Source organism: Bacillus cereus group sp. BfR-BA-01383, assembly GCF_022663495.1.
Classification (GTDB): domain Bacteria; phylum Bacillota; class Bacilli; order Bacillales; family Bacillaceae_G; genus Bacillus_A; species Bacillus_A cereus_AU.
In genome coordinates this window covers 29,491-51,186 of record NZ_JAKUFP010000020.1, presented here as the reverse complement: position 1 = coordinate 51,186, position 21,696 = coordinate 29,491, and the positions used below count along the sequence as shown (strand labels likewise).

The window sequence follows — 21,696 nt, the reverse complement described above, 5'->3', positions numbered from 1 at the left end:
AATCGTGCCTTGTTTTATAAATATAGAAATATATTTATAAAACTTTTAGATGAAGAAGGAAAAGTTCCTTTGTAAGTCGAATATACATATTTCAAAAGTTTAAAAATTTTTTTATTTGTACATAACTAGTCATATTATTTGTATTTCTCGCCACGTAGTGACATAATATGTATTTACATACGATACATTTATCGTGTACATACGAAGGCAAGAGATTAGCACTTTGTAAGGGGTGTGAAAATATGTTTAAATTTAATGATGAAAAAGGTCAATTAAAATGTTCTTTCTGTGGTAAAACACAAACGCAAGTTCGAAAGCTAGTTGCAGGTCCAGGTGTTTACATTTGTGACGAGTGTATCGAACTTTGTACTGAAATTGTACAAGAGGAGCTTGCGAAGGACGAAGAAGTAGAATTCAAGGATGTACCGAAACCGGTAGAAATTCGTGAAATCTTAGATGAGTATGTCATCGGACAAGATAACGCGAAAAAAGCACTAGCGGTAGCGGTATATAACCATTACAAACGTATTAATTCTAACAGCAAAATTGATGATGTAGAATTAGCGAAGAGTAATATTTCACTTATTGGGCCAACTGGTAGTGGTAAAACATTATTGGCACAAACATTAGCGCGTATTTTAAATGTTCCATTTGCAATCGCGGACGCAACATCTTTAACAGAAGCTGGATATGTAGGGGAAGATGTAGAAAACATCTTACTAAAATTAATCCAAGCAGCTGATTATGATGTAGAGAAAGCGGAAAAAGGAATCATTTATATTGATGAGATTGATAAAGTGGCACGTAAGTCCGAAAATCCATCAATTACACGTGATGTATCTGGTGAAGGCGTACAGCAGGCACTTCTGAAAATTTTAGAAGGTACTGTAGCAAGCGTTCCACCTCAAGGTGGTCGTAAGCACCCGCATCAAGAGTTTATTCAAATTGATACAACGAACATCCTATTCATTTGTGGTGGAGCGTTTGATGGCATCGAGCCTATTATTAAACGTCGCCTTGGTGAGAAAGTAATTGGATTTGGTGCTGAGAAGAAAAATGCTGATGTAAATGAGAAGCATGTTTTATCTCACGTTTTACCAGAGGATCTTTTAAGATTCGGTTTAATTCCGGAGTTTATCGGTCGTCTTCCAGTTATTGCGAACCTAGAGCCGCTTGATGAAGATGCTCTTGTAGATATTTTAACGAAGCCGAAAAATGCACTTGTTAAGCAATTCCAAAAACTATTGGAGCTTGACGATGTTGAGTTAGAGTTTGAAGAAGGTGCACTAGTTGAGATTGCGAAAAAAGCAATTGAACGTAAAACAGGTGCTCGTGGACTTCGTTCTATTATTGAAGGCTTGATGCTTGATGTAATGTTCGAACTTCCATCTCGCAAAGATATCGAGAAGTGTATTCTTACGAAAGAAACAGTAGCTGATAACGAACCGCCGAAATTGGTGTTACAAGACGGTACTGTACTTGATACAAAAACATCTGCATAATGCGAAGAAGAAACAGCAATTTTTATAATTGCTGTTTTTCTTTATGTTTAGCACGATTCCTCCCAGGAAATACTAAAAGGTAAAACATAGCGGGAGGAAATAAATGATGAGCTGGACAAATATATTTTTAGTTGTTCAACTTGTTTTTGGTGTAATTGTCGGATTGTATTTTTGGCATTTACTTCGAAATCAACGAACACAAAAAGTTTCAATTGATCGAGAATCGAAAAAAGAATTAGAACAACTTCGTAAAATGCGCGAGATTTCTTTAACAGAGCCACTTGCAGAAAAGGTACGCCCTACATCCTTTTTAGATATTGTAGGGCAAGAGGACGGGATTAGGTCGTTAAAAGCGGCTCTTTGTGGTCCGAATCCGCAACATGTCATCATATATGGCCCGCCAGGTGTTGGAAAAACAGCGGCAGCACGTCTTGTATTAGAAGAAGCGAAACGAAATCCGAAATCTCCATTCCGTACGAATGCAACATTTATCGAACTTGATGCGACGACAGCAAGATTTGATGAACGTGGTATTGCAGACCCTTTAATTGGTTCAGTCCATGATCCGATTTATCAAGGTGCGGGTGCAATGGGGCAAGCGGGTATCCCGCAGCCAAAAAAAGGTGCTGTAACAGATGCACATGGAGGCATTTTGTTTATTGATGAGATTGGCGAATTACATCCGATTCAAATGAACAAAATGCTAAAGGTGTTAGAAGATCGGAAAGTGTTTTTGGAAAGTGCATACTATAGTGAAGAAAATTCGATGATTCCAACATATATACATGATATTTTTCAAAAAGGTTTACCAGCCGATTTTCGCTTAGTTGGTGCAACGACGCGTTCGCCAGAGGAAATTCCTCCTGCAATTCGGTCGCGTTGTTTAGAAGTGTTCTTCCGTGAGTTAGACACAGAAGAAATTCAAAAAGTAGCGAAGAATGCAGCTGATAAAGTGGAAATGCAGATAGGTGAGAACGGTATTGAAATGATTGGAATGTATGCAAGAAATGGACGAGAAGCAATTAATCTTGTACAAATTTCTGCTGGTATGGCGATAAATGAGGAACGCTCTTTCATTAAAGATGAAGATATAGAGTGGGTTGTTCATTCTAGTCAGCTTACACCGAAATATGAAAAACGTATTTACCCTATTCCAAGAATTGGTCTTGTAAACGGACTTGCTGTATATGGACCGAATACAGGTGCTTTATTAGAAATTGAGGTAACAGCTATTCCTGCAAAAGATAAAGGATCGGTAAATGTTACCGGAATTGTAGAAGAGGAAAGTATTGGTAGTCAAACGAAATCGATTCGCCGTAAAAGTATGGCGAAAGGTTCTGTAGATAATGTATTAACAGTACTTCGTTCTCTAGATGTATTGCCGGAAGGATACGATATACATATTAATTTTCCAGGTGGTATCCCGATTGATGGGCCTTCGGCAGGAATCGCTATGGCAACAGGTGTATATTCAGCGGTGCATCGTACGTATGTGAATAATGAAGTAGCGATGACAGGTGAGATAAGTATACACGGAGAAGTGAAGCCTATTGGCGGTGTGTACGCAAAAATAAAAGCAGCGAAAAAAGCAGGGGCTAAGAAAGTTATTATTCCAGCTGAAAACATGCAACCTTTTTTGTATACAATAAAGGGAATTGAAATCATTCCTGTTCGTAAGTTAAAAGAAGTATTTGAGCTAACGTTTATGCAGGAAAATATGCATCGTGGGCTTGATGTACATACAGCTGGAGACGAAACAGATGCACAATCAATGTGAGAATGGATAATAATAAAATTTGCCAGACTTCGTTTAAGTTTGTATGCTTAAGCGGAGTCTTTTTTCTTTTCATAAGGGAGAAAAAACAAGGGATTTACAATTGCTGAGAATCTCTGCAATTGCATCTAGATGTATTGTAATATAAAATAGTTGAACAGGAGTTTAATTTATTATGGAGGTGCTATGTCTAGTATGAATACGAATGAAAGAATCGTACCCCTCCTACCATTAAGAGGCGTTCTCGTATATCCAACGATGGTTCTGCATCTTGATGTAGGACGTGATAAATCGATACAAGCACTAGAGCAGGCGGCAATGGATGAAAATATCATCTTTTTAGCAATGCAAAAAGAAATGAATATCGATGATCCGAAAGAAGATGACATATATAGTGTAGGTACAGTGGCGAAAGTGAAGCAAATGTTAAAATTGCCGAACGGTACGCTTCGTGTCCTTGTAGAAGGTTTACATAGAGCAGAAGTAGTGGAGTTTATTGAAGAAGAAAATGTAGTGCAAGTTGCTATTAATACGGTAACTGAAGAAGTAGAAGATGATTTAGAAGAGAAAGCTCTTATGCGTACGTTACTAGAGCATTTCGAACAATATATTAAAGTTTCGAAAAAAGTTTCAAATGAAACATTTGCAACGGTAGCTGATGTAGAAGAACCAGGAAGACTAGCTGATTTAATCGCTTCTCATTTGCCGATTAAAACGAAGCAGAAACAAGAGATTTTAGAAATTGTATCTGTGAAAGAACGATTACATACACTTATTTCAATTATTCAAGATGAGCAAGAATTACTTAGTTTAGAAAAGAAAATTGGACAAAAAGTGAAACGTTCAATGGAGCGCACGCAAAAAGAATATTTCTTACGTGAGCAAATGAAGGCGATTCAAACTGAACTTGGCGATAAAGAAGGTAAGGGCGGGGAAGTTGAAGAACTTCGTGAGAAAATTGAACAGTCGGGAATGCCTGAAGAAACAACGAAGGCTGCACTGAAAGAATTAGATCGTTATGAAAAGTTACCAGCGAGTTCTGCGGAGAGCGGTGTTATTCGCAATTATATTGATTGGTTACTGGCGCTTCCCTGGACAGAAGCAACAGAAGATATGATTGACCTTGCTCATTCTGAAGAGATTTTAAACAAAGATCATTACGGTCTTGAAAAAGTGAAAGAGCGTGTACTTGAATATTTAGCTGTACAAAAATTGACGAACTCATTAAAAGGACCTATTCTTTGTTTAGTAGGCCCTCCAGGGGTCGGGAAAACTTCATTAGCGCGTTCAATTGCAACATCATTGAATCGTAATTTTGTCCGTGTATCTCTTGGTGGCGTACGTGATGAATCTGAAATTCGTGGTCACCGTCGTACGTACGTTGGAGCAATGCCAGGACGCATTATTCAAGGTATGAAAAAGGCGAAAACAGTTAATCCAGTCTTCTTATTAGATGAGATTGATAAAATGTCTAACGATTTCCGTGGAGATCCATCAGCAGCATTACTTGAAGTGTTAGATCCAGAACAAAACCATAACTTCAGTGATCATTATATTGAAGAACCATATGATTTATCGAAAGTTATGTTTGTAGCAACTGCTAATACACTTTCAAGTGTTCCAGGACCGCTGCTTGACCGTATGGAAATTATTTCGATTGCTGGCTATACAGAGCTTGAAAAAGTTCATATTGCTCGTGAGCATTTACTGCCGAAACAATTAAAAGAGCATGGCTTACGAAAAGGTAATTTACAAGTACGTGATGAAGCGCTTCTTGAAATTATTCGTTATTATACACGTGAAGCTGGTGTTCGTACGCTAGAGCGCCAAATCGCAAAAGTTTGCCGTAAAGCAGCGAAAATTATCGTAACAGCAGAACGTAAACGTATTGTTGTGACAGAGAAAAATATTGTAGATTTACTTGGTAAACATATATTCCGTTATGGACAAGCAGAGAAAACAGACCAAGTCGGAATGGCAACCGGGTTAGCGTATACAGCAGCAGGTGGCGATACACTTGCGATTGAAGTGTCTGTAGCACCAGGTAAAGGGAAATTAATTTTAACAGGAAAACTTGGGGATGTTATGAAAGAATCCGCACAAGCAGCATTTAGCTATATTCGTTCTCGTGCAGAAGAGCTTCAGATCGATCCAAATTTCCATGAGAAAAATGATATTCATATTCATGTTCCAGAAGGAGCAGTTCCAAAAGATGGACCGTCAGCAGGTATTACGATGGCAACGGCACTTATTTCTGCACTAACAGGTATTCCTGTAAGTAAAGAAGTTGGTATGACGGGTGAAATTACACTTCGAGGTCGTGTATTACCAATTGGTGGATTGAAAGAAAAAACATTAAGTGCTCATCGCGCAGGCTTAACAAAAATTATTTTGCCAGCAGAGAACGAGAAAGATTTAGATGATATTCCAGAAAGCGTAAAAGAAAATCTTACGTTTGTGCTTGCATCTCATTTAGACGAAGTATTGGAGCACGCATTAGTAGGAGTGAAACAATGAAAGTAACAAAAGCAGATATTGTAATTAGTGCTGTTAAACCAGAACAATATCCAGACAGTGATTTACCAGAAATTGCATTAGCAGGTCGTTCAAATGTCGGGAAGTCTTCCTTTATTAATAAAATTTTAAATCGTAAAAAGTTAGTGCGTATTTCTTCTAAACCAGGGAAAACGCAAACGCTGAACTTTTTCTTAATCAATGAAATGATGCATTTTGTTGACGTTCCAGGTTATGGATATGCGAAAGTATCTAAATCGGAGCGCGCGGCATGGGGCAAAATGATTGAAACGTACTTTACAACACGTGAGCAATTAGACGCAGCTGTATTAGTAGTTGATTTACGTCACCAACCAACAAAAGATGACGTGATGATGTATGATTTCTTAAAGCATTATGAAATCCCAACAATTATTATTGCAACGAAGGCCGATAAAATTCCGAAAGGGAAATGGCAAAAGCATTTAAAAGTTGTAAAAGAAACGCTTGCTGTTGAAATTGGCGATGAAATCGTTCTATTCTCTTCTGAAACAGGACTTGGAAAAGAAGAGGCGTGGAAAGCGATTCATAAAATGACAAAAACAAAAAACGCGTGACGAATGTCGCGCGTTTTTTTCTTTATATATACTAACGTACGTTTAATGTAACCTCAATATTTCCTCTTGTTGCTTTCGAGTAAGGACATACACCGTGAGCGGCTTCTACAAGTTCTTGTGCTTCTGCATGAGAAACGCCAGCGACATGTACATCAAGTACAGCAGATAGCCCGAAACCACCATCTGTATCTTTTCCGATAGAAACGTGAGCAGTTACTTCTGTACTTTCCACTTTCACACGCTTTGTACGAATGACAAGTTGCAATGCGCTATCAAAACAAGCTGCATAACCGGCAGCAAATAGCTGTTCTGGATTTGTTGCCTCTCCGCCTGCACCACCTAGTGCTTTCGGCATTTTTACATCAAGATTTAATATGCCGTCATCTGAAACTACTTTCCCGTTTCTTCCACCTGTTGCTGTTACTGAAGCAGTATATAATTTATCCATCTTTATTCCCCTTTTCGATCATTAATTGTTTTCATTGTTTCAATTAGTTTATTTAATTGAATTAGTAAAGAACGATATTCTTGCTCTGTAATTCCTAAATTTGTAGCCATCGTTGTTGGTAATGAACAAGCCTTTTCCTTTAAATCTTTACCTTGTTCTGTTAATTCAATACAAACTTTTCGCTCGTCTTCTTTGGAACGAACACGTTTTACAAGTTGTAATGATTCCATTCGTTTTAACATAGGTGTTAACGTACCAGAATCTAAAAATAGACGTTCTCCAATTTCTTTTACTGTTAGTCCATCTTGCTCCCATAGTACGAGTAAAGTAATGTACTGGGGATACGTAATGCCCATTTCTTCTAAATACGGTCGATAAAAACGAGTAACCTCTCTAGAACAAGCGTAAATAGAAAAACAAAGTTGGTTATCTAGATGTAAAGGATTTTCTTTCATAAGCAACTCCTTGTGATTTTTAAATTGTGCACAATTTAATTTTGTAAAATCAATATAACGAAAAAGAAATAAGATGTCAAATACATTGTATTGAGAAAGTGTGTATTGTATTTTGGAACAATCATACATATTTTCCTTCATGATGAAAGAAGATAGGAAAGATGATGTTATAATTTATATGGAATAGTTTCCATCACTTGATTATGAGGACTTTTTTTGGTAACGTACAAATAGAGTTATTAATTTATAATCATTATAAAGTAGAAGTTTTTAATTAGTTTTACGGAATCTCCTTCATTACATACGGAGAGTAAATAAAAAAATAATCGGTTGTTCACACGATTGTCAGATTCATAAGAGGAAAGTTGTATTATGATAGTAGATAAAGTGATAAAACGGGTGAAGGGGGACATGCTGCGTGCATATTCTTGTTGTTAGTGTAAATTATCGAACAGCCCCTGTAGAATTTCGTGAGAAACTCACATTTCAGGCAGCAGAGCTAGAGCAAGCAATGATTACATTACAAAATCAAAAGAGCGTGTTAGAGAATGTCATTGTATCAACTTGTAATCGCACTGAGATTTACGCTGTTGTCGATCAATTACACACGGGACGGTATTATATTAAGAAGTTTTTAGCTGATTGGTTTCAGCTTGAAATAGAAGAAGTCGCACCATACTTAACTATTTTTGAACAAGAGGGTGCAATAGATCATTTATTCCGCGTAACGTGCGGTTTAGATTCTATGGTAGTTGGAGAGACGCAGATTTTAGGTCAAATAAAAGATAGCTTTTTAGAAGCACAACAAGTAAAGGCGACAGGTACAATTTTTAATGAATTGTTTAAGCAAGTGGTTACGTTAGCAAAACGTGCGCACTCAGAAACAACCATTGGTGAAAGTGCAATGTCTGTTAGTTATGCCGCTGTTGAGCTCGGAAAGAAAATATTCGGCGAGTTAACAGATTGTCACGTGCTTATTCTTGGTGCTGGTAAAATGGGTGAACTTGCGCTGCAAAACTTATATGGAAGTGGAGCTCGTAAAGTAACAGTTATGAATAGGACGCTTTCAAAAGCAGAAGTAATGGCTGAGAAATATATGGGACATGCAAAGCCTTTAAGTGAATTGCAATGTGCATTATTAGAAGCGGATATTTTAATTAGTTCAACGGGTGCATCAGAGTACGTCATTACGAAAGAGATGATGACGAAAGTAGAGAAAATGCGCTCTGGTCGTCCGTTATTTATGGTTGATATTGCAGTACCACGTGATATTGATCCTGCGATTGATGAGTTAGAAGGCTCTTTCTTATATGATATTGATGATCTGCAAGGTGTAGTGGAAGCAAACCGTGCTGAGCGTTTGAAAGAAGCAGAGAAAATTCAATTTATGATTGAAGAGGAAATGGTTTTATTTAAAACGTGGTTAAGTACACTTGGTGTTGTGCCATTAATATCGGCTCTTCGTGATAAAGCGCTAGCGATTCAAAGTGACACGATGGAAAGTCTTGAGCGAAAAATACCAACTCTTAGTGATCGTGAGAAAAAAGTAATTAGTAAGCATACGAAAAGTATTATCAATCAATTGTTAAAAGATCCAATTTTAGTAGCGAAGGAAATAGCTGCTGAAGATGGGGCGACGGAAAAACTAGCTTTATTTGCGAAGATTTTTGATTTAGAAATGGAAGAAGTAGAGAGTCGTGCGGAAGAAGTAAAACATAAAAGAGCGTGGACACCATCCGTTCCATCTTTATAATTTGGAAGGATGATCGGATGAGTTTTTTTAATAACAGTATTATTTATCATATTGCAATTATTTTATATGCTTGTAGCATTAGTTTATATTTTATAGATTATTTCCAAAGTAACCGAAAGGCGAACCGATTTGCTTTTTGGTTACTTTCGATTGTATGGGTTCTGCAGTCTATTTTTATGTTGCTTAGGGCTACGGATTCAGAAACGAACCCTATTTTAACTTTATTATCAGGGATTTATTTTTATGTTTGGTTATTGATTACGATGTCATTAGTCATTAACCGATTTATGCGCATTGACTTTTTAGTCTTTTTTACAAATGTTGTAGCATTTGGCGTAAGCGCTTTTTCTATTTTTACACCGCTCGGAAAGATGTCGCCAGTACTTGCGGAGCAATTGGTTTCAGAGCTTGTATACGTGCATGTCGGTATGGCGATTATTTCTTATGCAACGTTTACTGTATCGTTTATTTTTTCTATTATGTATTTATTGCAATATCGACTATTAAAAAAGAAAAAATGGAATGCGAGATTAAGAAGATTAGGCAATTTGCCGAAGCTTGAATCTATGTCTTACGGATTAAATTTATTTTCTGTTCCGTTTTTCTTATTAGCAATTATATTAGGATGCATATGGGGATATACAAAATTGGATAATTTCCATTGGTATGATACGAAAGTAATCGGGTCTTTTGTCGTTCTATTTGTATATTGCACAGGTTTATATTTACGAGCGGCAGATGTGTTGCAAGGTAAGAAAATTGTGCTGTGGAATATCGGGGCATTTCTCGTAATACTAGTTAACATTTTTCTATTGAGCAGTTTATCCAATTTCCACTTTTGGTATTTATAATGAGGAGAGAAAATTATGCGCAAAATTATTGTAGGTTCACGAAAGAGTAAACTAGCATTAACACAAACAAATTGGTTTATTGATCAGTTAAAAGCGCTAGGTTTACCATATGAATTTGAAGTGAAAGAAATCGTCACAAAAGGTGATGTTATTTTAGATGTTACTCTTTCAAAAGTAGGCGGAAAAGGTTTGTTTGTTAAGGAAATTGAACACGCGTTACTTACGAAAGAAATCGATATGGCAGTACATAGTATGAAAGATATGCCAGCTGTACTTCCAGATGGATTAACGATTGGTTGTACACCAAAGCGCGTTGACCCTCGTGATGCTTTTATTTCAAAAAACGGAGAATCATTTAAAGACCTAGCAGAAGGCGCAATTTTAGGAACGAGTAGTTTGAGACGTAGTGCACAACTACTAGCTGCGAGACCAGATTTACAAGTGAAGTGGATTCGAGGGAATATCGATACACGTTTACGTAAGTTAAAAGATGAAGATTACGATGCAATTATTTTAGCGACAGCTGGATTACAGAGAATGGGCTGGGACGGGGAAGTTATTACAGAACATTTAGATGAAACGTTATGTGTACCAGCTGTAGGACAAGGGGCATTAGCGATTGAATGTCGTGAGGACGATAAGGATTTATTACAGTTATTATCGCATATGAATGATGCCGTAACAGAAAGAACAGTAGCAGCCGAGCGAGTATTTCTTCATAAACTTGAAGGTGGATGCCAAGTTCCAATCGCTGGATACGCAACTCTTACAGAAAATGATGCAATTGAATTAACAGCGCTTGTCGGTTCTATGGACGGTTCTGTTTTATTGAAAGAGACAGTAGCAGGCACTGATTCAGTGGAAGTAGGACTAGAGGCAGCGGACCGTTTAATTAAACAAGGCGCAAAAGAACTCATTCTTGCTGCAAATAAGGGGCAACAATAAGTATGAATGCTCTCGCTGGTAAAACGGTATTGATTACACGTGCCCAGCATCAAGCGAAACAAATGAGTGTAGCAGTGAAAGAACAGAGCGGAATTCCATTGGAAATTCCGCTTTTGCGTATGGAGGGTACGTCTTCTAGGCAAATTCAACATATAGCAGAGCAACTACATTCGTATGACTGGGTTATTTTTACGAGTAAAAATGGTGTAGCTTTTTTTCTAGATGATTTGAGAACGAAACTCCCTGCAGCAATTAAGATTGCTGCAGTAGGCGTGAAAACAAAATTGGAGTTAGAAAAAAGGGGCTATCAAGTTCATTTTGTTCCGACCTCATTTGTTGCAGAAGTATTTGCCGAAGAGTTTCTAAAAGAATTAAGTGGAAACGAGCGTATTTTATTTCCAAAAGGGAACTTAGCAAGAGATGTAATCCCAGTTAGACTTAGGGAGTTTGGTGTTTTTCTAGATGAGCTAATCGTATACGGTACGAAAGCAAATGTAGAGAAAAAACAAGAACTGATAACAGCGTTGAAATTAGGGAGAGTAAATATTATTACATTTACGAGTCCTTCAACTGTTGATAGTTTTGTTCGTTTACTTGAGGGTACAAACTGGAGAGAATGGACAAAAAAATGTACAATTGCTTGTATAGGACCGATAACAGCAAAAGAGGCAAGAAGTTATTTCTCAGAAGTTATCGTGCCAGAAAAATACACAATAGAATCGTTAATACAATGCATTTGTGAATCTACTTTACATGCATAATCAAAATAAAAGAATGGGGATAGAAATCTATGAACTCTTTACAATTTAATCGTCATCGTCGCTTAAGACAAAGCGGTAATATGCGTGCGCTTGTGCGTGAAACGTTTTTACATACAGAAGATTTTATTTACCCTATTTTTGTACTAGAAGGTGAAAATGTTCGTAATGAAGTTCCTTCTATGCCAGGCGTATATCAAATGTCTTTAGATTTATTGCAAGCTGAAATGCAAGAGGTCGTTGATTTAGGTATTCGTTCTGTTATTGTATTTGGTTTACCTGCTGAAAAGGATGAAGTTGGATCATCAGCATATTGTGATCATGGAATTGTACAGCGTGCTATTAAGCAAATTAAAGGTGAGTTCCCTGAACTAGTAGTAGTTGCCGATACATGTTTATGTCAATTTACAAGTCATGGTCATTGCGGTGTAATTGAAGATGGGATTATTTTAAATGATGAGTCTCTTGCAGTTCTTGCGAAAACAGCTGTAAGTCAAGCAAAAGCAGGAGCAGACATTATTGCGCCATCAAATATGATGGACGGATTCGTAACGGCAATTCGCCATGCATTAGATGAAAATGGTTTTGGACACGTACCAGTGATGTCGTACGCTGTAAAATATTCATCAGCATTTTATGGACCATTCCGTGATGCTGCGCACGGTGCACCGCAGTTCGGTGATCGTAAAACATATCAAATGGATCCAGCAAACCGTATGGAAGCATTCCGTGAAGCAGAATCAGATGTAATGGAAGGGGCAGACTTCTTAATTGTAAAACCAGCTCTTTCTTACTTAGATATCGTTCGTGATGTGAAAAATAACTTTAACTTACCAGTCGTTGCTTACAATGTAAGTGGTGAATATTCTATGATTAAAGCAGCAGCACAAAATGGTTGGATTAATGAAAAAGAAGTTGTATTAGAGAAATTAATAAGCATGAAGCGTGCAGGAGCGGACTTAATTATTACGTATCATGCGAAAGACGCAGCAAGATGGTTACAAGAAGGAGGCGCTAAATAATGAAAAAGTTTGATAAATCGATTGCAGCATTTGAAGAGGCCCAAGATTTAATGCCTGGAGGCGTAAATAGCCCTGTCCGTGCTTTTAAGTCTGTTGGTATGAATCCGTTGTTTATGGAGCGCGGAAAAGGCTCTAAAGTATATGATATCGATGGGAATGAATACATCGATTACGTATTATCATGGGGTCCTTTAATTCATGGACATGCAAATGATCGAGTTGTTGAAGCGTTAAAATCTGTCGCTGAAAGAGGTACAAGCTTCGGTGCACCAACAGAAATTGAAAATAAATTAGCGAAACTTGTTATTGAGCGCGTACCATCGATTGAGATTGTGCGTATGGTTAACTCTGGAACGGAAGCGACAATGAGTGCACTACGTTTAGCTCGTGGTTATACAGGCCGTAACAAAATTTTGAAATTTATTGGTTGTTATCACGGCCATGGTGATTCTTTATTAATTAAAGCGGGTTCTGGTGTAGCGACGCTAGGTTTACCAGATAGCCCTGGTGTACCAGAAGGTGTAGCACAAAATACGATTACAGTAGCGTACAACGATTTAGAAAGTGTAAAATATGCTTTCGAACAATTCGGTGATGACATCGCTTGTGTAATTGTAGAACCAGTGGCAGGAAATATGGGCGTTGTTCCTCCTCAGCCAGGATTTTTAGAAGGACTTCGTGAAGTGACAGAGCAAAACGGTTCACTACTTATTTTTGATGAAGTAATGACAGGATTCCGAGTTGCTTACAATTGTGGACAAGGTTACTACGGCGTAACTCCTGACTTAACTTGCTTAGGTAAAGTAATCGGTGGTGGTTTACCAGTAGGAGCATATGGTGGTAAAGCAGAAATTATGCGCCAAGTTGCGCCAAGTGGGCCGATTTATCAAGCTGGTACTTTATCAGGTAACCCACTTGCAATGGCAGCAGGTTATGAAACGTTAGTGCAGTTAACGCCAGAATCATATGTAGAATTTGAGCGTAAAGCAGAAATGTTAGAGGCTGGACTGCGTAAAGCAGCTGAAAAGCATGGTATCCCGCATCACATTAACCGTGCAGGTTCTATGATTGGTATTTTCTTTACAGATGAGCAGGTTATTAATTATGATGCAGCGAAATCCTCGAACTTAGAATTTTTTGCAGCATACTATCGTGAAATGGTAGAACAAGGTGTATTTTTACCACCTTCTCAATTTGAAGGTTTATTCTTATCGACAGCACATAGTGATTCAGATATTGAAGCAACGATCGCAGCGGCTGAAATTGCAATGTCAAAATTAAAAGCATAGTGTATGAAAGAAAATCGCTCTCCATAAGGGGAGCGATTTTTTTATTCATAAAGTAGGCTGTAGAAACATAAATCTGTAATGACATATAGTTTGGGAGGGGGAAAAGAAGTGGCACTAGATCATTCATTACGATTTTCATTAAAAGAATCTGTTTGGTTCCAAAAAGGACAGGAAGTCGAAGAACTTTTGTCAATTTCGTTAGATCCAGACGTTGAGATAGAAGAGCTCGATCATGAAGTAATTGTGAGAGGGCAGTTAGATTTAACGGGAGAGTATGTTGCAAGGCAAGATGATTCAGCTTATTCGTTAAGAGAGTTATCACCAGCAAAGTCAATTGATTATGTAGAAACAAGGGAAGATGGGGTTAATGAACTTGTTCATTCCTTTCCGCTTGAAATATCAATTCCGAGAAATCGGGTGAAAGTAATTGAAGAATTATATGTATCAATTGAGGAATTTGATTATGAGTTAAAGGAAAATGGTTGCTTACAATTACTGGCGGATATATCTATTACAGGTTTATGTGATGAGGAAAGAATCGAGGATGAAGAGGAAGAGACGGCGGATGCTGAGTTAGAAGATGATTCAGCGGAAGAGGATGAAAATAGACCCACGCCGCATGTGGAAGAACCAGCCTATAAGGAATCGGATGAGTGGGAAGATTATGCATTTGAACCGTTCCAACTAGAGGAAAGAAAAGAGCAGGAATTAGAGGAAGAGGAAATAGAAGAACATGAATTTGTGGAGCGTGAAGAGGAGAAAGAAACAACGCCACAGTTTGAATTGTTCGGACGAAAAGATTTCAAGAAAGAAAAAGCGAAAAAGCAGGAAGAACAAGAAGAAGTGTACTCACAGCGAGATGAAAATGCGCTTTATTTAACGAAATTATTTACGAAAGAACCGGAAGAAGAATTTACAAAGTTAAGAATGTATTTCGTGCAAGAAGGAGATACAATCGAATCTGTTGCAGAACGTTATGAAACGTCTATACAAAACTTATACCGTGTAAACCAAACAGAAGATATATATTTAACTACAGGGCAAATTATTTATATTCCCGTTTCGAAAGCAAAAGCGAAATAAGGGAGTGAGTGTCTACACTTCCTTAATTTCCTAGAGGATATGTTTTGAATAGAAAGGGTAATTCGTATGGATATTGAATTGCGAAATCGCTATGAACCTATTGTGAGGCAGTATAGATTAGATACGCAGCACATGGAAGAGCACGGAAGTGTAACGAAGATTTACACGAATCAAGGTCCATATGCGCTCAAGAAAATAGAAGATAGAAAGTTAGAGCGGAATAATTTTTTGCATCATGTTCAATATTTGAAGGAGAAGGGTTTTTCGAATTATGTACCTATATACCACGCGACGGATGGAAATTATATTTTAAGTGACGGAACGTATAATTATTACTTAATGCCTTGGTTAGAGCGTGCGGAAGGAAACGGCGAGGATAATGATCAATACCATAAAATGTTTCAAACACTTGGAACGTTGCATCAAAAAACGGTAAAAGAAGAAACGTATACAGAAGAGGATTTAGAAAAGCATTATACGAATATATCCGATCGCTGGGAGAATGATGGTGAGATGTTAGAAGAGTTTCTTGTAGAGTCTGAAGCGAAGTGGTATATGTCTCCGTTTGAATTGCAATATTGTACGTACTATCATCATGTAATGAGGGCGCGGGAATTTGCAACGAAGCAATTAAATGAGTGGAACGATGCGATGAAAGAAAAGGAAAAAACACGTATTACTTTTGTACATGGTAACGTGTCACTTAATCATTTTTTATTTGACTATGAGCGGAATGGCTATTTTATTAGTTTAGAAAAATCGAAGTTTGCAACGCCTGTGCAAGATATAGTAGGTTTTTATTCACGGTCTTTAAACACATATCCAATTGCGAGAAGTGATCGGTTTGAATGGTATCAAATGTATCAAAAGAATTTTCCGTTTACGAAAGAAGAGCAACTTCTCATGTTTGCTTATATGACATATCCATCGCAATTTATCAGGCAAATCCAATCTTATAAGAAAAGAAGAGAGAATCGCAATGAGGGAAATGAAATGCGCGGAGTAAAGAGCTTGCAACAATCGCATTGGCTCGTTAGTAATATAGAATATTTCCTGTCACAATTACAAGCTGCCCAGCAAGGGAACGGATAAAGTGAAGCTTTAATCAGTAGAGGTCTTACTGCCCGCAAATAGCGGGATAAAGAAGATAAGTAGAGGATGCTACTTATCTTTTTTTGTATTCGCCCAAAAAGTTGTAGTCTTAAATTTATCTTGACGAATAAGGTTTCGTTTTTTACACTATTGTATATAATAATTAACAATCATATAAATGCCTTGAAGGGGAAGAGTATAACATGAAACGTCTTCAGAGAGGAGAATCATTAGCTGGGAGATTCTCTAGATAGTTATGTTAGAAGGTAGCCCTGGAGCATCTTTTCTGAACGGAACAGTTCTCATTAGGAAAAGACGGATTTGTCCGTTATCAAATTAAGAGTATAAGCAAATTCTGAATTTGTTTGTAAATAAAGGTGGTACCGCGATGTCCCTCGTCCTTTTTTGGATGAGGGGCATTTTTTATTTTAAGGAGGGAAAATAATGTCAAACACGGAAAAGAATTTACCAACTAAATATGATCATATGTCCGTTGAAGAAGGCCTTTATCAATGGTGGCTTGAAGGCAAGTATTTCGAAGCAACAGGAGACGAGAAGAAACAACCGTATACGATTGTAATTCCACCTCCGAACGTAACTGGTAAGTTACACTTAGGTCATGCTTGGGATACGACTCTTCAAGATATTTTAACTCGTACAAAGCGTATGCAAGGTTATGATGTATTATGGCTTCCAGGAATGGACCATGCTGGTATCGCAACACAAGCGAAAGTAGAAGGGAAACTTCGTGAAGAAGGTATTTCACGTTACGATCTTGGCCGTGAGAAATTCCTTGAAAAAGCTTGGGAATGGAAAGAAGAATATGCTTCTCACATTCGTCAACAATGGGGGAAAGTTGGTTTAGGACTAGACTATTCTCGCGAACGTTTCACATTAGACGAAGGTTTATCTGATGCGGTTAATAAAGTATTCGTTCAATTATACGAAAAAGGCTTAATTTACCGCGGTGAATATATTATCAACTGGGATCCAGCAACACGCACAGCTCTTTCTGATATTGAAGTAATTCATAAAGAAGTTCAAGGTGCATTCTACCATATGAACTACCCGTTAACAGACGGATCTGGTCACATTCGCCTTGCTACTACTCGTCCAGAAACGATGCTTGGTGATACAGCGGTAGCAGTTCATCCAGAAGACGATCGTTACAAACATTTAATCGGAAAAACAGTTACACTTCCAATCGTAGGCCGTGAGATTCCGATTATTGCTGATGAGTACGTAGAAAAAGACTTCGGAACAGGCGTTGTAAAAATTACACCAGCTCATGATCCGAATGACTTTGAAGTAGGTAACCGTCATGACTTACCACGCATCTTAGTAATGAACGAAGATGGAACGATGAACGAAAAAGCTGGTAAGTATAACGGTATGGATCGTTTCGAATGCCGTAAAGCGTTAGTGAAAGACTTACAAGAGGCTGGCGTATTAGTAGAAATCGAGCCTCATATGCATTCAGTAGGTCATAGTGAGCGTAGCGGAGCGGTTGTTGAGCCTTACTTATCAACACAATGGTTCGTAAAAATGGCTCCACTTGCAGAAAAAGCAGTAGAACTTCAACAAAAAGAAGAAGAAAAAGTAACGTTCGTACCAGATCGTTTTGAAAACACATACTTACGCTGGATGGAAAACATTCATGACTGGTGTATTTCTCGTCAATTATGGTGGGGACACCGCATCCCAGCTTGGTATCATAAAGAAACTGGTGAAGTATACGTAGGTACAGAAGAGCCAGCAGATATTGAAAACTGGAATCAAGATAATGACGTACTTGATACATGGTTCAGCTCAGCGTTATGGCCGTTCTCAACACTTGGTTGGCCAAATGAAGATTCAGCAGACTTTAAACGTTACTATTCAACAGATGCATTAGTAACTGGTTATGACATCATCTTCTTCTGGGTATCTCGTATGATTTTCCAAGGTTTAGAGTTTACAGGCGAGCGTCCATTTAAAGATGTATTAATTCACGGTTTAGTTCGTGATGAGCAAGGACGTAAAATGAGTAAATCTCTTGGTAACGGTATCGACCCAATGGATGTTATCGAGAAGTACGGTGCAGATGCGATGCGCTATTTCTTATCAACAGGAAGTGCACCAGGTCAAGATTTACGTTTCAGCATGGAAAAAGTAGAATCTACTTGGAACTTCATTAATAAAATTTGGAACGCATCACGTTTCGTATTAATGAACATGGATGACATGAAGTATGAAGAAATCGATTTAACTGGTGAAAAATCAGTTGCAGATAAGTGGATTTTAACCCGCTTAAACGAAACAATCGAAAGCGTAACACGTAACATGGATAAATATGAGTTCGGTGAAGCTGGCCGTTCATTATACAACTTCATTTGGGATGATTTCTGTGACTGGTACATCGAAATGGCGAAACTTCCACTATACGGTGAAGATGAAGCAGCTAAGAAAACAACTCGTTCTATTTTAGCTTACGTATTAGACCAAACAATGCGTCTATTACACCCATTCATGCCATTCGTAACAGAGAAAATTTGGCAGCATTTACCGCATGAAGGTGAGTCTATTACAGTAGCGGCATGGCCAACAGTTCGCGAAGATTTACAAGATACAGAAGCGGCAGCAGAAATGCACCTTCTAGTTGATATCATTCGCTCTGTTCGTAACATTCGTGCAGAAGTAAATACGCCAATGAGCAAAAAAGTTCAAATGCAAATTAAAGCAAAAGATGAGGCTGTACTTGCTCAACTTACGAAAAACAGCTCTTACATTGAGCGTTTCTGTAATCCAAGTGAATTAACAATTAAAACAGATTTACAAGCGCCAGAAAAATCGATGACTGCAATCGTATCAGGTGCAGAGTTATTCTTACCGTTAGCTGATCTTATCAATCTTGATGAAGAGAGAGCACGTCTTGAAAAAGAATTTGAGAAGTTCGATAAAGAAGTAGAACGTGTACAGAAGAAACTTTCAAACCAAGGTTTCGTAGCGAAAGCTCCTGCAGCAGTTATTGAGGGAGAGCGTGCGAAAGAGCAAGATTACCTAGAAAAACGCGAAGCAGTTCGTCAACGTCTAGCAGATCTTGAAAAATAAAATATTTTTCAGAGACTCACTATATTGGTGAGTCTCTTTTCTTTGCGTATAATAGAATGATGAAGGTTTTTTTGAAAGGGGAAAAGCATACGTGATACATACATACGAAGAAGCGATAGGGTGGATTCATAGCCGATTGAAGTTTGGTATTAAACCAGGATTAGAAAGAATGAGCTGGATGCTAGAAGAACTCGGGAATCCAGAGCGCCATATAAAATGCGTTCATCTTGCTGGTACAAATGGAAAAGGTTCAACTTTAACATATATGCGCTATATGCTAGAAGGCGCGAAATATAAGGTAGGAACGTTTACTTCTCCTTATATTGAAACGTTTAATGAACGTATTAGTGTGAACGGAACGCCAATTGCAGATGAAGAGATTACTGAACTTGTAAAGATGGTAAAGCCAGTCGTTGAAAAACTAGACGAGACGGATTTAGGGGAAGCGACTGAGTTTGAAATTATTACTGTTATGGCAATTTGTTATTTCGGTAAAGTCAATTTCTGTGATGTTGTTTTATTTGAAACAGGGCTTGGGGGCCGTTTTGACTCTACGAATGTTATTCATCCTGTTCTTACAATTATTACGAATATCGGTCATGATCATATGCATATTTTAGGGAATACACTAGGAGAAATCGCATACGAAAAGGCAGGGATTATTAAGTCAGGTGTTCCGGTAGTTACTGGTGTACAAGATGAGGAAGCGTTGCAAGTCATTCAAAAGGTTGCGAAGGAAAATAATGCAAACTTATATGAAGTGGGCAAGCAGTTTACAGCGCTACATAAAAAGTCTAACGAAGATGGAGAACAGTTTGATTTTACTTGTCCTTTCGCCGCATTTGAAGATGTGCAAATCTCAATGAAAGGTATTCACCAAGTAGGAAATGCAGCATTAGCACTTATGGCAGTGATGTACCTGAAAACATATGTATCATTTTTAATTGAGGACGAAGAAATAAGAGCTGGATTACAGGAAGCATACTGGATTGGGAGATTTGAAAAATTACAAAGTAATCCGGACATTGTTATTGATGGTGCTCATAATCCAGAAGGTATTGAAAGTCTTGTGAAAACAGTAGAGGCACATTATAAAGATAAAACTGTAATAGTTTTATTTACAGCTCTTGGTGATAAACAACTGCATAATATGGTAGGTCAATTAGAAACTATTGCAGATGAAATTATTTTTACAACATTCGCCTTTGATCGTGCTATTTCTGCTGGCAAGCTTGCATCATATTCACAAAAAGAGTCAAAATTAGTTTTCGAGAATTGGAAAGAGGCAATTGATACGAAGATTGAAATGATAGGAGAAAATGATGTGTTTATCATAACAGGTTCTCTTTATTTCATTTCTGAAGTTCGAAAGTATATCCGCGAAAAAAACTAGATAGTATTTACTATCTAGTTTTTTGTTCTACAAATGAAGTCAAATGCATACATATAAGATAATTATATAGGATAATTTGGCGAATTCCTCTGACAAATATCTCGTTTTTTTGTGAAATGAATATGATATGATGCGGACAACGATAAGAGGTGAGGTGTGAGTGTATGGACAAGCAATCACGAACGATCTCAGTGAAAGTGAATGGAACAGAAGCGAAGTATGAGGAAAAGAAGAAAGATGAATTTGACTGGATGGTAGTAGAAAGTGAGAGACCGAAAAACGTCGTTCCGTTTCAAAAAGCGAAATCAGTGTCTATGGAAAAATACCGAAAGAAGTGGAGTAATACAATAATTGCAATCGTTGCAACTGCGATTATTATTGGTACGGCGTTGGGGATGGGAATGCTTCATGTCACTGGACAAGGGACGACAGGGGGAAGCGAAGTAACAGCTTCTAAGCAGACTCCGAATGAAGAATCAAAGGTGGGTGGAACGGCAGAACAAACACCAGCACCAAAAGAGGAAAAACAAAAAGCACAGGTAGGAACGTCATTAGATCCGCTGAAATTCTTTTTTGTTCAAGGAGGGATTTATTCTTCTGAAGAAAAGGGACAGGCTGCTCTTGAAGAGTGGAAAGGTAATGGAGGAATTGCAGCTTTGAAACCGAGCGGTGATAAGTATGCATTAGTTGTTGGTATTTCTAGCGATGAACAGGCCATAAATCAATTAATGACTCAGTATAAAAATGATGGTGTCTCCGTTTTGAAAAAGAACTGGGATATAACAGATAAAGCGTTACTTAAAGATGATAAAGAAGTAGGAGCATTTTTAACAAAAATACAGCCATTATATACTCATTTAGCAAAATATGTTTCCAACGTACAGGCTAGTGGAAAAAGTAATGAAAAAGATATAGGAGCGATTGAAAAAGAATGGAAAGCAATTGAAAAAGAAGGGAAAAGTATGAAGCAGGAAGAAGCGAAGAAACTGTATATGTATACGTCAGTAGCTGTACAAACAGTGAAAGAAGGGAAAGGTGATAAGGAATCTTTGACGAAATTAAATCAAGTTATTATTGATGGTATACTTTCGTATGAAAAAATTGTTTCACAAAAAGTGAAATGATAGGATA

General features: G+C 37.7%; 17 protein-coding genes and 1 other annotated feature. Of the genes, 15 read left to right on the top strand and 2 right to left on the bottom strand.

The features are described from left to right. The first annotated feature begins 242 nt into the window (after window positions 1-242). The 4 genes from clpX (at window position 243) to ysxC (ending at window position 6,386) form a co-directional block, all read left to right on the top strand. Entirely contained in the window at window positions 243-1,502 is a 1,260-nt protein-coding gene (gene clpX, locus MR065_RS17800) for an ATP-dependent protease ATP-binding subunit ClpX (RefSeq protein ID WP_000472285.1), read from the top strand. Window positions 1,503-1,608: 106 nt separating this feature from the next. Further along, complete coding sequence (gene lonB / locus MR065_RS17795; RefSeq protein ID WP_141436543.1) at window positions 1,609-3,279, top strand: ATP-dependent protease LonB; 1,671 nt, start codon at window positions 1,609-1,611, stop codon at window positions 3,277-3,279. Window positions 3,280-3,462: 183 nt separating this feature from the next. After that, window positions 3,463-5,793: an endopeptidase La gene (gene lon, locus MR065_RS17790; protein ID WP_098266219.1), complete on the top strand. Its 2,331-nt coding sequence runs from the start codon at window positions 3,463-3,465 to the stop codon at window positions 5,791-5,793. Then, window positions 5,790-6,386 (top strand): ribosome biogenesis GTP-binding protein YsxC, encoded by a 597-nt coding sequence (gene ysxC, locus MR065_RS17785; protein ID WP_048372976.1) that lies wholly within the window; start codon window positions 5,790-5,792, stop codon window positions 6,384-6,386. The genes lon and ysxC overlap by 4 nt, the downstream gene beginning before the upstream one ends. A 31-nt stretch (window positions 6,387-6,417) precedes the next feature. Here the strand turns inward: ysxC and MR065_RS17780 are convergent, their stop codons facing one another. Next, entirely contained in the window at window positions 6,418-6,834 is a 417-nt protein-coding gene (locus MR065_RS17780) for an organic hydroperoxide resistance protein (RefSeq protein ID WP_000359777.1), read from the bottom strand. Window positions 6,835-6,836: 2 nt separating this feature from the next. Next, the gene (locus tag MR065_RS17775) at window positions 6,837-7,289 is read right to left on the bottom strand and encodes a MarR family winged helix-turn-helix transcriptional regulator (RefSeq protein WP_000662437.1); all 453 of its coding nucleotides are present in this window, start codon (window positions 7,287-7,289) and stop codon (window positions 6,837-6,839) included. A gap of 418 nt (window positions 7,290-7,707) precedes the next feature. On the opposite strand from MR065_RS17775, the gene hemA reads away from it, so the two are divergent. From hemA to MR065_RS17720, 11 genes are all read left to right on the top strand, one after another. After that, window positions 7,708-9,042, top strand: a complete 1,335-nt coding sequence (gene hemA / locus MR065_RS17770) for a glutamyl-tRNA reductase (RefSeq protein ID WP_242214584.1) — start codon at window positions 7,708-7,710, stop codon at window positions 9,040-9,042. A 17-nt stretch (window positions 9,043-9,059) separates the two neighbouring features. Further along, on the top strand, window positions 9,060-9,893 hold the full coding sequence (locus tag MR065_RS17765; protein ID WP_097905976.1) for a cytochrome c biogenesis protein: 834 nt from the start codon (window positions 9,060-9,062) through the stop codon (window positions 9,891-9,893). A 15-nt stretch (window positions 9,894-9,908) separates the two neighbouring features. Continuing rightward, entirely contained in the window at window positions 9,909-10,838 is a 930-nt protein-coding gene (gene hemC, locus MR065_RS17760; protein WP_242214583.1) for a hydroxymethylbilane synthase, read from the top strand. A gap of 2 nt (window positions 10,839-10,840) precedes the next feature. Beyond that, on the top strand, window positions 10,841-11,599 hold the full coding sequence (hemD, locus tag MR065_RS17755; protein ID WP_242214582.1) for a uroporphyrinogen-III synthase: 759 nt from the start codon (window positions 10,841-10,843) through the stop codon (window positions 11,597-11,599). A gap of 29 nt (window positions 11,600-11,628) precedes the next feature. After that, on the top strand, window positions 11,629-12,618 hold the full coding sequence (gene hemB / locus MR065_RS17750) for a porphobilinogen synthase (protein ID WP_001087076.1): 990 nt from the start codon (window positions 11,629-11,631) through the stop codon (window positions 12,616-12,618). Then, window positions 12,618-13,907, top strand: coding sequence for a glutamate-1-semialdehyde 2,1-aminomutase (gene hemL / locus MR065_RS17745; RefSeq protein ID WP_097905979.1), 1,290 nt, complete (start codon window positions 12,618-12,620; stop codon window positions 13,905-13,907). The genes hemB and hemL overlap by 1 nt, the downstream gene beginning before the upstream one ends. A gap of 78 nt (window positions 13,908-13,985) precedes the next feature. Next, window positions 13,986-14,990, top strand: coding sequence for a stage VI sporulation protein D (gene spoVID, locus MR065_RS17740; protein ID WP_242214581.1), 1,005 nt, complete (start codon window positions 13,986-13,988; stop codon window positions 14,988-14,990). A gap of 66 nt (window positions 14,991-15,056) precedes the next feature. Continuing rightward, window positions 15,057-16,082, top strand: a complete 1,026-nt coding sequence (ysxE, locus tag MR065_RS17735; RefSeq protein WP_242214580.1) for a spore coat protein YsxE — start codon at window positions 15,057-15,059, stop codon at window positions 16,080-16,082. Window positions 16,083-16,256: 174 nt separating this feature from the next. Further along, window positions 16,257-16,488 (top strand) — a binding site (T-box leader). A 38-nt stretch (window positions 16,489-16,526) separates the two neighbouring features. After that, window positions 16,527-19,172 (top strand): valine--tRNA ligase, encoded by a 2,646-nt coding sequence (locus MR065_RS17730; protein WP_097905982.1) that lies wholly within the window; start codon window positions 16,527-16,529, stop codon window positions 19,170-19,172. Between the two features lie 91 nt (window positions 19,173-19,263). Then, the gene (locus tag MR065_RS17725; RefSeq protein ID WP_242214579.1) at window positions 19,264-20,565 is read left to right on the top strand and encodes a bifunctional folylpolyglutamate synthase/dihydrofolate synthase; all 1,302 of its coding nucleotides are present in this window, start codon (window positions 19,264-19,266) and stop codon (window positions 20,563-20,565) included. A gap of 164 nt (window positions 20,566-20,729) precedes the next feature. Beyond that, window positions 20,730-21,689 carry a stage II sporulation protein B gene (locus MR065_RS17720; RefSeq protein WP_242214578.1) on the top strand — a complete coding sequence of 320 codons (960 nt, stop codon included), beginning with the start codon at window positions 20,730-20,732 and terminating at the stop codon, window positions 21,687-21,689. Window positions 21,690-21,696: the final 7 nt, after the last annotated feature.